General features: G+C 40.6%; 11 protein-coding genes. 10 read left to right on the top strand and 1 reads right to left on the bottom strand.

Going from position 1 to position 12,384, the window contains the following annotated elements; genetic code table 11:
• The first annotated feature begins 12 nt into the window (after nt 1-12).
• Entirely contained in the window at nt 13-765 is a 753-nt protein-coding gene (locus tag HMPREF3129_RS12155) for an ABC transporter ATP-binding protein (RefSeq protein WP_004246732.1), read from the top strand.
• Nucleotides 766-816: 51 nt separating this feature from the next.
• Here HMPREF3129_RS12155 and HMPREF3129_RS12150 read toward each other — a convergent pair whose 3' ends face one another.
• Nucleotides 817-1,245 (bottom strand): hypothetical protein, encoded by a 429-nt coding sequence (locus tag HMPREF3129_RS12150; RefSeq protein ID WP_004249048.1) that lies wholly within the window; start codon nt 1,243-1,245, stop codon nt 817-819.
• A 436-nt stretch (nt 1,246-1,681) separates the two neighbouring features.
• Here HMPREF3129_RS12150 and HMPREF3129_RS12145 point away from each other — a divergent pair, with 436 nt between their 5' ends.
• From HMPREF3129_RS12145 to HMPREF3129_RS12105, 9 genes are all read left to right on the top strand, one after another.
• A complete protein-coding gene (locus HMPREF3129_RS12145; protein WP_004249050.1) occupies nt 1,682-3,268 on the top strand; it encodes an FGGY-family carbohydrate kinase in 1,587 nt (528 codons plus the stop codon).
• Nucleotides 3,269-3,318: 50 nt separating this feature from the next.
• A complete protein-coding gene (locus tag HMPREF3129_RS12140) occupies nt 3,319-4,965 on the top strand; it encodes a signal transduction protein (protein WP_036919315.1) in 1,647 nt (548 codons plus the stop codon).
• Nucleotides 4,966-4,975: 10 nt separating this feature from the next.
• Nucleotides 4,976-5,905 (top strand): dihydrodipicolinate synthase family protein, encoded by a 930-nt coding sequence (locus HMPREF3129_RS12135; protein ID WP_004249052.1) that lies wholly within the window; start codon nt 4,976-4,978, stop codon nt 5,903-5,905.
• Between the two features lie 22 nt (nt 5,906-5,927).
• Nucleotides 5,928-6,980 (top strand): sialidase family protein, encoded by a 1,053-nt coding sequence (locus tag HMPREF3129_RS12130; protein WP_036919313.1) that lies wholly within the window; start codon nt 5,928-5,930, stop codon nt 6,978-6,980.
• A 20-nt stretch (nt 6,981-7,000) separates the two neighbouring features.
• Nucleotides 7,001-7,975 carry a tripartite tricarboxylate transporter substrate binding protein gene (locus HMPREF3129_RS12125; RefSeq protein WP_004249054.1) on the top strand — a complete coding sequence of 325 codons (975 nt, stop codon included), beginning with the start codon at nt 7,001-7,003 and terminating at the stop codon, nt 7,973-7,975.
• Nucleotides 7,976-8,032: 57 nt separating this feature from the next.
• Nucleotides 8,033-8,494 carry a tripartite tricarboxylate transporter TctB family protein gene (locus tag HMPREF3129_RS12120; RefSeq protein WP_004246739.1) on the top strand — a complete coding sequence of 154 codons (462 nt, stop codon included), beginning with the start codon at nt 8,033-8,035 and terminating at the stop codon, nt 8,492-8,494.
• A gap of 19 nt (nt 8,495-8,513) precedes the next feature.
• Complete coding sequence (locus HMPREF3129_RS12115) at nt 8,514-10,028, top strand: tripartite tricarboxylate transporter permease (protein WP_004246740.1); 1,515 nt, start codon at nt 8,514-8,516, stop codon at nt 10,026-10,028.
• Nucleotides 10,029-10,088: 60 nt separating this feature from the next.
• On the top strand, nt 10,089-11,093 hold the full coding sequence (locus HMPREF3129_RS12110; RefSeq protein ID WP_004249055.1) for a LacI family DNA-binding transcriptional regulator: 1,005 nt from the start codon (nt 10,089-10,091) through the stop codon (nt 11,091-11,093).
• A gap of 690 nt (nt 11,094-11,783) precedes the next feature.
• Complete coding sequence (locus HMPREF3129_RS12105) at nt 11,784-12,374, top strand: DUF4291 domain-containing protein (RefSeq protein WP_004246743.1); 591 nt, start codon at nt 11,784-11,786, stop codon at nt 12,372-12,374.
• Nucleotides 12,375-12,384 lie beyond the last annotated feature (10 nt).

Here is a 12,384-nt window from a genome sequence, read left to right as displayed (position 1 = left end):
CAAGAGGATCGAATGCTATTACGAGTAGACAACGTCAGCAAATATTATTATCAAAAAGGGGCGCGCTTTTTTAAAGAAAAAGTGACTATTCTCGATGCGCTCTCTTTTAATATACAAAAGGGTGAAGCTTTCGGGTTAGTTGGAGAAAGTGGCAGTGGAAAAAGTACCCTTGCACGGTTAATCAGTGGCTTAGAATTACCTGATCAAGGGGCTATTTATTTAAATGATAAGCCAGTGACGAAACGATGTTATCGACAAGGGGTAATAAGTATTGTGTTTCAGGATCATATCGCTTCAGTCAATCCGACTTTTACAGTGGGTGAAATGATTGCTGAACCTATTAAACTGATTAATCCGACTCTTCGTCATAACGAGTTAGAAACAATTATTTTTTCTTTTTTAGAGAAGGTGCAATTACCTAAAAGTTGTTATCAGCGTTATATTTTTGAATTGTCTGGTGGGCAAGCTCAACGAGTTTGCTTATGTCGTGCGTTAGCATCTTACCCACAACTAATTATTTTAGATGAGGCAATAAGCTCTCTCGATATACCTACACAAGTTGAAATATTGGATTTATTAAAATTATTAAAAGAGGAACTCCAATTATCCTATCTTTTTATTAGTCATGATATTCAAACAGTGACTTATTTTTGCGATAAAGTCATGTTCATTTTACAAGGTCAACAAATTGAATTATGCGAGATAAATAAATTAAGTACTGTTACTCATCCTTATGCTAAAAAACTAATTCAATCTGTTATTTAATCAACAAGCAATAATGTATTATCGCATCATTGCTTGCTATATTTACTCTATTTAGAGATTATTCATTAAATGCGTTTGAATAGCGTTGGCATCATTTGCAGCATTAAAATCAATACCAAAATTCAGTGTCCCATCTTTAAGTTCAATACTACGAGGTGACGCTTTAGAGCAGGTAATATTCTGTATTTTCTCTTTTACGGTTTCTTGTGCTATTTTCGAGCTTTCACAGGTATTAATGACACCTTTTAACCCTTCACTGCAATAACCATCAATACCTGTTGTTTTTAGATCCTCAACAGTAAATGCCGACCAATCAAACGCAACTTTTATATTAGCATCACAGCTTTTATTTAAGTCTACAACACGGGATTGAATATTTTCTTCAAATTTCTGTTGTAATTCTCTTTCTGCCAGTGTGGCTGAAAAAGCCGAAGAAGTGATAAGAAGTAAAGAAAGACTGATAGCAATATTTTTCAACATAATTTAATACTCCAAAAATGAATATATAACTAAAGATTAGTCTATTAAAAATAAAATGATTGAATATGATAAAAATAGAAAAATGGTTGTTTTTAACATATTACTCTTTTTAAAAATAAATTTTACTATTAGTTAGGTATATTTTAATAACATCCTATATTGATAGTGATATTAATATGTTAACCACGGTTTTTATTCTCATTGATAGCTAAATGTTCGTTTGTTTTATAACGAACATAATCGTTTCAGTTCGCTATTAAAATGGTGAACAAAGTGAAATAAATAAATTTCTTTCTAAATCAATGTATTAAATTATTGATGTAGATCTGCATCACAAACCAATCCTATTGTGATTGTTTTTTCTCCATGCTCGAATTAACTTGCTAACTCGAAGTAGCAAAAATTAGCATAGCGTTAGCAAATGATGAGGGTTCGCATGGAACAACAATATTTTATTGGCGTTGATGTTGGCTCAGCCAGTGTCCGTGCAGCAGTATTTGATAGCTTTGGAAAGCGTTTGGGCTTTTCAGTGCGTCCAATTGCACAATTTCGCCCGAAAACGGATTTTGTCGAGCAATCTTCCGCTGATATTTGGCAACAAGTATGCACCACTGTAAAAGAGTCGGTGAAATTATCAGCCATCGATCCTCTCCATGTGAAGTCTATTGGTTTTGATGCCACCTGCTCTTTAGTGGCCGTTGGTAAAGAAGGACAAGCACTTTCGGTTTCACCCAGTAATAAACCTGAGCAGGATATTATTATGTGGATGGATCACCGGGCAGTACAAGAAACAGTGACCATTAATCTGACTAACGATCCCGTTTTGCGGTATGTCGGGGGCGAAGTGAGCATTGAAATGGAATTGCCTAAAATTCTATGGTTAAAAAATCACTATCCGGAGCGTTATAAACATGTCTGGCGATTCTTTGACTTAGCTGATTTTTTAGTGTGGAAAGCAACCACTGCTGATGTTGCCAGTATCTGTACATTAACGTGTAAATGGAACTATTTGGCACACCAAGGGCATTTTAGTGAAAGCTTGTTAGCTGATGTAGGTTTGGATGAATTATTAGAAAAAGTACCACAAACCATTTTGGCTTTAGGTGAATCGGCCGGATGTTTAACGACCTCTGTGGCTGAGGCTTTTGGATTACATACTGGCGTCATAGTTGCTAGTGGCATTATTGATGCTCATGCGGGTGGGTTGGCGTTAACCGCATCACAACCTGAGGGAAGTTTGGCCATCATCAGTGGTACATCTAACTGCCATATGATTGTCAGCCAATACCCGATTATGGTGCCTGGGGTGTGGGGGCCTTACTTTGGCGCAATGTTACCAGAGTTATGGCTAAACGAAGGGGGGCAAAGTGCTGCCGGTGCGCTCGTTGAATGGTCTATCCGCCGCCATGAGTCATGGGCTGAGTTAGAACAAGAAGCGAAAGAAAAAGGTGTTAGTTACTATACCTTATTAAACCAAGCTGTCGCTGAATTGGAAGAAAATGAACCTTATCCAACAGCACAATTTCATGTTTTAGCTGACCATCATGGCAATCGCTCTCCACGTGCTAATCCTGCCGCCAAGGGAATGGTCAGCGGATTAACCCTTGAAAGTGGTCGAGTTGCCTTGGCTCGTTATTATCTTGCGACATTGCAGTCTATTGCCTATGGCACTCGCCATATTATTGACACCCTTGAAGATGCTGGGCACCAAATTAATCGCCTTGTTATGTGTGGGGGAGCGACCAAAAATCCACTGTGGTTACGTGAATATGCCAATGCAACAGGTCGTGAGATCCATTTAGCGCAAGAAGAAGATGCGGTGAATCTAGGAGCTGCTTTATTAGGCGCCGTGGCATGTAAAGCCTTTGATAATTTTTCTCAAGCAGCAAATACCATGGTACGAGAAGGCGGCGTTATTACACCTGATAGTGACACCTTTGCTTTCCATCAAGCGAAATACCAAGTTTATTTACAGATGTATCAAGATCAGCAGCGCTATAACGACATGATGGCAGATTGCTGACCATAAATTTTTCCGATTATGAATCGAGTTTACCTTACCAGGGATATCTTATGTTGAACTTAAATCTACCAAAATTACCGGACGTTATCAGTGCAGAAGCTAATGAGATCCTGATGGTTACTAATGCAGACTTACGTGAGTCTGCAAACGTAACATGCTGGCCTGTACAGAAAAAATTTGAAGATAAGCTAGCCGCTGCATTAAAAGCACAAGGTTACACCATGAAACGTGCACATAAAATTGATGAAGCACGAGGCCATGGTTTTATCAGTAGTCAGCGTGAAGGTTGTGACATGTTTGCGGCTATCGATCCTGATGCACCCGTTATTGTGCTATTAACCGCATGGCAATACTCACACCATATTGCCTCTTCGTTAGCGCATCATCGCGGGCCAATTCTGTTGCTGGCTAATTTTGATGGTACATGGCCGGGGCTAGTTGGCATGTTGTGTTTAGCGGGGACGTTAACCAGTTTAGGTAAAAATTATTCACGCTTATGGTCAGAAAATTTTGACGATACATTTTTTATTGATGGCTTAGCTACATGGTTGAAATATGGTTATGTAAATCATCAGCTTAGCTATCTTAAAGAAGTTGCGCCAACACACAGGGTAATGGCGACAGAAGCTGGCGAAGTGGGTCGAAAAGTCGGCGAATATATAATTAAAAATAAAGAAATAATAGGTTTGTTCGATACATTCTGTATGGGAATGATTAATGGGGTCTTCCCACAACAGGCAATGATCGATATTGGTATGCCCATTGAATCACTCTCTCAATCTGCATTATTGGTCGAAATGGCAAAAGTACCTGATGCATTAAGAGAAGAGTGTGTGCAATGGTACGAAAATAATGGCATGACGTTTAAGTTTGGTACAGATGATAAAACTGAACTGACTCGTGAACAGGTGAAAGAGCAGTGTGCCATGATGATTGCAATGGCGCGTTTTGTTAAACGCTTTGGCTTAACCGCTGTAGGCGTGCAATATCAGCAAGGATTAAAAGATTGTTGCCCTGCCTCTGATTTTGCCGAAGGTGCAATTGGGTCAACGGCACGCTTCCCGTTACCGGATGAAAATGGCGACATTATCAGCCCTAACACACCGATCCCTTGTATCAACGAAGTCGATATGGGTACAGCTATTCCACAAACGATGTTATGGCGTTTATTAACCTCGTTAGGCTTGCCTGCAGAAACAACATTACACGATATTCGTTGGGGGAGTGAGTATCAGGGAACCTTCTACTGGGATATGGAAATTTCCGGCTCTGTGCCTTTTGAACACCTTAAAGGTGGGATCAAAGGCGCAACAGGTTACCGTCAGCCACCTATGTTTTTCCCTAAAGGGGGATCAACTATAGCGGGTCAAGGTAAAGCAGGGCGTTTGTTATGGGCACGTGCACACTATCAAGGTACAGATGTGATTATGCATATTGGTACAGGTATGGCGGTGGAATTACCGGAGGCAGAGTTTGAACGTCGCCGTCGAGCCACTAACTACGAATGGCCATTACTCAACTGTACTTTAGATGGTGTAACTCGTGATGATCTTATGGCGGGACATCAAAGTAACCATATTACAGTGGCTTATGTTGATGACGATAAATTGGCGTTTGTGCTACAAGCCTTTGTTGCTCAAGCACTGACTCAAGGTATTCAAGTGAAAGTGGCAGGTGATGCCATTAACTTACTGTAAGGAATTTATAATGAGTCAGCAAAAATACGTTGGTGTTTGGCCTGTGATGCTCACTCCTTTTGATACTAAAGGAGAGATTGATTGGGCGTCATTAGAGCGCCTTGTCGATTGGTATATCGATGCAGGTGTACATGGGTTATTTGCCGCCTGTCAATCAAGCGAAATGTTTTATTTGAGTGATGAAGAAACACAAGCACTCACCCGCTTTATCGTTGAAAAAGCGGATGGAAGAGTACCTGTTGTTGCTTCTGGTCATACGGCAACGGCCTTAAGCCAGCAAAAAGAACAATTGCAGGCAATGGCGAGTACCGGCGTTGATGGCGTTATTATGATCAGTAATCGCTTAGCGCAAGTGGGTGAGTCTGATGATAAGGCGCTGGAAACACTACAATCCTTAACTCATGCTGTACCTAAAGAGATTGATTTGGGTATTTATGAATGCCCTTATCCTTACAAACGCTTGTTATCTGAAGAGATAGTAGAATGGTGCGCACAAAGTAATCGCTTTACCTTTATTAAAGATACTTGCTGTTCTCTTCCTCTCATAGAACGTCGCTTAGCATTATCAAAAGGAAGTCGTTTGCATCTAGCCAATGCTAATAGTCAAACCTTATTAGCGTCATTCCAAGCAGGATGCCAAGCATATAGTGGTGTTATGGCTAACTTCCACCCCGAACTTTATGTCTGGCTGTATGAAAATTGGCAGGATAAACCAGAGCAAGCTGCGCTATTAGCTGATTATTTATCAACAGCTGCGATGACTGAAACGCTGGATTATCCTGCCTGCGCTAAATATCATCAGCGCCTGATCGGCAATTTCGCGACACTGGTTTGCCGCTCTCGTAATAGTAGTCAGTTTGAAAACTCATTTTTCCCTTCTGCTGTTAATAGCATGACGGCATTGGGTGAAAATATGAAGAAGTGGCTTTCGTTAAATTAATTTAGGACACAGGAGTAGGAATATGCCTTTCGTGATGAAGGAAACCCAGTTTGTGCTGGATAATGCACATTCACTTTTTAATCACTGCCATGCTTCAACGATTGTGCGTGTGCCTAACTCTGAGCGTTTATTAACCGCTTTTTTTGCTGGCGATAAAGAAGGTAGCGGTAATACCGCTATCTGGTTGGCGATAAAAGAGGGAAATGATTGGCAACCCGCTCAACCTGTGGTTAAAAATCCAGGTGTTGCGCACTGGAATCCAGTTTTACATGTTGACCCATCAACAGGTAATATCTGGCTGTTTTATAAAACGGGTCCTGATGTACATAGTTGGACGACCCAATACGTTATCTCGAAGGATAGCGGAAATAGCTGGAGTTTACCAAGTGAATTGGTTTCGGGTGATGTAACACCTAGAGGTCCTGTGAAAAACAAAGTATTAGTGATGTCAAACGGCGAGTGGTTAGCTCCGGGATCGGTGGAGGATGATCGATACTGGGATGCGTTTGTCGATATTTCTAGCGACAATGGTCAACACTGGCAGCGAGTGGATATTCCGATTGCTCATCATCAAGGAGGGCAAGCGGAGCATGAAATCTGGCAAGGGCTAAAGGACGATGCCTTGTGGGAGACTGATCTACAACGTGTTTTTCAATGGGATGGCGTGATACAACCAACACTATGGGGATCTCAGCCTGGACATGTGCATGCCATGATGCGCAGTACGCGCGGTAAAATTTATCGTAGCGATTCAACGGATTATGGGCGCAGTTGGTGTCCGGCTTATGCAACAACCTTACCAAATAATAATAGCGGCATTGATGTCGTCTCCTTCGCAGATGGTCTGTTGGCATTGGTATATAACCCGAATTCAGGCAACTGGAGTCGTCGTTATCCTATCTCTGTCAGTCTTTCATCCGATAATGGCAGTACTTGGTCTGAACCATTCGATTTACTCGATGGGGAAGGCGAATTTTCATATCCGGCTATTATTGCTGAAAACAATACCCTACATGTGACTTTTACTTGGAACAGAAAAAACATTGTTTATCAGCAGTTAATAGCTACTCAATAAAAATGTGGAGAAAGGGTTTTATGAAAAAGAGTCTACTCGCAGCGTTGGCGCTTACGATGACATTGGGCATGGGGAATGCTGTAGCCCAACAGTTAACGTATCCTACTAAAAATATTGATGTGGTTATCCCAAAAAACCCGGGGGGAGGTACTGATACTTCTGCACGGACTATCATTGAATTTGCTAAAGATGTGATGCCAGCAGGGCGTATCTTTGTACCGGTTAATAAACCCGCAGGTAATGGTTTAACTGGGTTAATTGAAGTGGCAAATGCGCGTCCTGATGGCACTAAATTAGTCATGACGACGGTTGAATTAGCGATGTTCCCACATCAAGGTAAGTCACCCGTGACCTATAAAGACTTTACCCCGATTGCGACAACGATTGCTGATCCGGTTGTGCTCGTGGTGAATGCTAATTCACCTTATAAAACATTGGAAGAATTTATTGCCGGAGCAAAAGCGAACCCTGGTAAATTAAAAATTGGTAACTCAGGTATGGGAGCTATTTATCACCTCGCGGGGGTGAATATCGAACGTACTACGGGAACTAAGTTTAATCATATACCTTATAATGAAGGTACAGGCCCCTCTATTGCGGCATTAGTGGGCGATCATATCGATGGCGTATTAACCACACCCGGTGCGGTTAAATCACAAGTTGATGCGGGTATTTTGCGTGTTCTCGGTGTGATGGATGAACGTCGTTTCCCTCTTATTCCGGATGTTCCAACCTTTAAAGAAGCCTTAAATCTCGATACCAACGTGAAAATGCGCGCATGGGCTGTATTAGCCACAACAGCAGGTGTGCCTGATAACGTTAAAAATGAGTTAGTGGGGGCATTTTCAGAAGTGGTTCAAAAACCAGAATATCAAGAAGCATTGAAAAAACAAGGTATTATGCCAGTATTTATCGTCGGTGACGATGCGTATCAAATGATGAAAGAAGATCATGAGATGTATGCTGAATTAATCTCAGCCACCCTAAAAAAATAACCTTTCTATAATAAACCACCCTATCCGCAAGTCGGATAGGGTCGGGGAGATCCCGACATGACTAAAATCAATACAATCATCGGTGCGATTTCAGTAGCTTTTGGGCTACTTATTATCTATCTCTCCCGTGATATGAGTATGTTTGATGAATATGGTGTACCTGGGGAGCGTTTTTGGCCTTACGGTTTAGCCATCTTATTTATTTTACTGGGGATTTTTCAATGGATAGGTGTCGTGGTTGATAAAATTAAACATGTACACCAGTCCGTAGATTTAAGTTCGACCGCAGTTAAGCGTGCTTATGGCTTAGGCATTTTTATGCTGCTATATGCAACAGGTTTATATCTATTTGGCTTTATTGTTCCATCATTGCTTCTTATCCCAATCATTATGTGGTTGATGAATGAGAGGAAACCTATTGCCATGGTGGTGATCCCAATTGTGATTGTAGCCGCGGTTTATGTTTTCTTTGACATTATTTTTAATTCACCTCTGCCAACCTCTGTCTTTTTTGAGTAAGCGGTAAAGGAGCCTTGGTATGGAAATTTTAGATGCTTTAATGGTCGTTTTTAGTTTAGAAACGATAACAATGATCCTGTTAGGGGTTTTCGCGGGGATTATTATCGGCGCATTACCGGGTTTAACAGTGAATATGGGCATTGCACTGTTACTCCCACTGACTTACTCCTTTCAAGGAATGACGGGGATCTTATTATTATTGGGAATGTATTGTGGGGCTGTTTATGGTGGCTCCATTACCGCAATATTAATTAGTACACCGGGCACACCTGCATCTGCAGCCACCGTCTTAGATGGCTATCCGATGGCTAAAAAAGGTGAAGCAGGGCGAGCATTAGGCTTATCAACCATGGGGTCGATGTTTGGTGGTGTATTTAGTACTATCGCTTTAATTGTTATTGCTCCTCAATTGGCAAAAGTGGCGACGGGATTCTCTGCTGCTGAATATTTTGCTCTTGCGGTATTTGGCATAAGTATTATTACCAGTGTATCATCGCAATCGATTGTGAAAGGATTAATGGGGGGCGCGATTGGTCTTGCAATTGCTACTATCGGGCTTGATCCTATGACAGCAGGGCCACGTTTTACGTTTGATACCGTGTATCTTATGGGGGGCGTCTCGTTTATTCCAATCCTCGTGGGACTCTTTGCATTTTCTCAAGGCTTGATTAGCTTTGAAGAAGAGTATCGTGAGCGCAAGCAGAAGAAAAGCGAGAAAATTAATGCCCGTATTCATCGTGTATTACCTACGTGGCTCGATTTTAAACGTGTTTTACCTACCTATTTTCGTTCATCAGCGATAGGAACGGCTATTGGTGCTATTCCTGGGACTGGGGGAGATATTTCATCTTTTATCTCGTATAACGAAGCCAAACGTTGGTCAAAACACCCTGAAGAATTTGGAAAAGGATCACCCGAAGGGGTTTCAGCACCGGAAGCGGGGGCTAACTCGGTGACGGGTGGCACCATGGTACCTCTAATGACTTTAGGTATTCCCGGTGATGGCGCAACGGCGATTATTATGGGGGCTTTTATGGTGCAAGGATTAGCGCTAGGGCCACAGTTATTTACGGATAATCCCGTTGAAGTGAACAGTATTTTTATCGGCTTAATGATGGCGAATATTTTTCTCGGTATCTTAGGCTTCTTGTGTATGAAACTGTTTGTACGTGTGATGGATGTACCAAGAAGAGTATTAGTACCCATTATCTTTGTGTTGTGTAGTGTGGGGGCTTATTCAGTTAACCATAGCATCATTGATGTTTTTGTGATGATGGGGGCAGGATTACTGGCTTATATTATGATTAAGCTCGATTTTTCGATGTCTCCGGTGGTGATAGGTATTATCCTTGGGCCGATGGCAGAGTCTAACTTACGCCGTGCTTTAATGATGTCTCAAGGGGATTTATCGATTCTCTATACACGACCTATTACTGCGACATTCCTCGCTATTGCACTATTAACACTGCTGTTACCTATTGTCGGACCTGGGTTAAAATCAATGTGGAAAAAATGGCGTAGTCAATCTGCTTAATAAAGGTTAATCCGCCCTCATTGTTAGCAAAATGAGGGCAATATCAATGACGGAACATTAATGGCAAAAACAGTTGAACAAATTGCAAATGATCTGAATTTATCTATCACCACAGTACGATTAGTACTCAATGGTAAAGGTGATCAATATCGGATCAGTGCAAAAACCCAGAAAAAAATTGCTGATTATGTCGAAGTTTTTGGTTATACCGTTAACCATGCGGCAAGAAGCTTAAAACTCAATAAAACAGATACCTATGGTCTGGTTATTCCTCGGCTGTCCAACCCCTTCTTTGCTGCTTTAGCGGAAAAGTTAGAGATGCATTGTCACCAGATTGGTTGCCAGCTGATGATAAGTTGTACCTATGGTGATATTAAAAATGAAAATAAGCTCGTAAAGTCTATGGATGAGCGTAATGTTGATGGGATTTTTATTGTTTCAGCGAGTCGAAAAAATCAGCAACATCACGTTAAACATCGTCAAAAGCCTTTAGTGTTCTTAGATAGAGATTTTTCTGTTAGTAATGCAATTTGCGTGGCGTCTGATAACTGTGATAGTGGTGCACAATTAACGAAAGCGATGATACAGCAAGATGCGCCAATCCACTTTTTTGCCGGTGATGCTCTTCTTCCTACTATTGCAGCTCGTTTGCGCGGTTATGTTCAGGCGATCAAAGCCCATTATGGTGATGAAAGCCATGTAACCGTTTCCTATGCAGAACATAACACCACCAAAGATGGTGAACAGATGATGAAGCAATATCTTGAACAACATCGGCAGATCCCCAGTCATTTTATTGCCTCATCACTGCCCATTTTAGAAGGCGTATTAAGTGCTATTCGCCAAACAGAAGGTGTTATTCCCGCACATATCAATATAGGTACTTTTGATGATCACGTTATGTTAAGTTTTTTACCTAATAATGTCTGGTCAATGAAGCAAGATGAAACCTTATTGGTAGAAAAAGCCTTTGAAATCATGACGGCTAAGATAGCAGGTAACGTAGTGAAAGCGCCTCCATTAATTAAAACACAACTTATCAAACGCCTAATTGCAGGAGCATGAGTCAAATATCGTGATTATTCGCCTCACTTTGTGAGTAGAATAAGCTTTCTATTCGCCTCATTGGGGGGATGTATGTGGTTAATGGCTACCCATTCTCTTCTGATATGATGAATGTTATATCATCAGATATGCGACTTTAATGTAGGCTATATATGAAAAAATATTTTCTTTTTTTTTAAAAGACCTTAAACAATCCTTAATATTAAGCATTATTGCTATTTTTTTTGTCCTTTATAGTGTTTTGATTGTTCGGTTTTTTCCCTATTTCTATGGTCGAATACTATTAGTATCATTTGTGATTATTTGCTTAATATTTTCCTTTCTTCCTATAAAGAAAGAAGGAAAGAGAAAATAATTATTTAGTCAGCGCTAGTGATCAGAAAATAAAAGAGAACTTAATGTAAATTTCGTGATCGAGTCGTTTTGATAATCAGTACAATGTATTGAGCACCTTTGGCGCTGGTGGACGTAGTGTAAGATATATTTTGCAAGATTAAATTTTTTATTATTGCAGCGATAATGGCCATTTTAATTTATGCGCTTTATGATCATTCTTTTGTATGGCTTGTCACGGTGTCATATTCTATTAAATCCCTAATGAAAATAGGGGCTCTTGATTATCTCTGGTTAGAGGCTCATAATTTAAGCAGATAGCTCCATTTTATTAATATAAAAGGATATTAAAGAAAGATGAACGATGATGTTGACCGATGTCCTGAGTGTCAAGTAAGGGCATACTATACGGATGATTTTGTCCGTGTTTACCAAGCCTATTCTACTACTATCGCTCAGAGCGCAGTCGCAAATGGTACTTTTGTTTCTCCCCCTTTTAGTATGACCCGTATGACTTGGGTAAAACCCTCCTTTCTTTGGATGATGTATCGCTCAGGGTGGGGGCGCAAAGATCCCAATCAAGCGTCTATTTTGGCTGTTGATATTACCCATGAAGGCTTTCAGCAGATGCTAACACAAGGTGTGGTCAGTCATTTCGATCCAGACCACTATGTGAGTGCCAAAGAATGGCAAGAAGCAACAGAAACCAGTGATATTCGTATTCAGTGGGATCCTGAACGAGATATTTATCTTAATCGCTTAAGTTATCGCACTATTCAAATAGGGTTACGTAATCAAGCTGTAGAAAAATATTGCAATGAGTGGATTGTTAATATTACCGATATTACTGATAAAGTGCGTAAAATAGATACTTGTATTACTAATGGCGATCTAGATACTGCATATAGCTTACTTCCTATCGAGCAACCTTATCATTTTGCTAAATAATCTCGCCTAG

It is taken from the genome of Proteus sp. HMSC14B05 (assembly GCF_001808035.1).
Lineage (GTDB): Bacteria > Pseudomonadota > Gammaproteobacteria > Enterobacterales > Enterobacteriaceae > Proteus > Proteus mirabilis.
This window is presented reverse-complemented; position numbering and strand designations above follow the sequence as displayed.

Coding starts and splice junctions, on each gene's coding strand:
- HMPREF3129_RS12135 (WP_004249052.1), top strand. CDS start 4,976: ATGAGTCAGCAAAAATACGTTGGTGTTTGGCCTGTGATGCTCACTCCT.
- HMPREF3129_RS12115 (WP_004246740.1), top strand. CDS start 8,514: ATGGAAATTTTAGATGCTTTAATGGTCGTTTTTAGTTTAGAAACGATA.
- HMPREF3129_RS12110 (WP_004249055.1), top strand. CDS start 10,089: ATGGCAAAAACAGTTGAACAAATTGCAAATGATCTGAATTTATCTATC.
- HMPREF3129_RS12150 (WP_004249048.1), bottom strand. CDS start 1,245: ATGTTGAAAAATATTGCTATCAGTCTTTCTTTACTTCTTATCACTTCT.
- HMPREF3129_RS12145 (WP_004249050.1), top strand. CDS start 1,682: ATGGAACAACAATATTTTATTGGCGTTGATGTTGGCTCAGCCAGTGTC.
- HMPREF3129_RS12140 (WP_036919315.1), top strand. CDS start 3,319: ATGTTGAACTTAAATCTACCAAAATTACCGGACGTTATCAGTGCAGAA.
- HMPREF3129_RS12130 (WP_036919313.1), top strand. CDS start 5,928: ATGCCTTTCGTGATGAAGGAAACCCAGTTTGTGCTGGATAATGCACAT.
- HMPREF3129_RS12105 (WP_004246743.1), top strand. CDS start 11,784: ATGAACGATGATGTTGACCGATGTCCTGAGTGTCAAGTAAGGGCATAC.
- HMPREF3129_RS12120 (WP_004246739.1), top strand. CDS start 8,033: ATGACTAAAATCAATACAATCATCGGTGCGATTTCAGTAGCTTTTGGG.
- HMPREF3129_RS12125 (WP_004249054.1), top strand. CDS start 7,001: ATGAAAAAGAGTCTACTCGCAGCGTTGGCGCTTACGATGACATTGGGC.
- HMPREF3129_RS12155 (WP_004246732.1), top strand. CDS start 13: ATGCTATTACGAGTAGACAACGTCAGCAAATATTATTATCAAAAAGGG.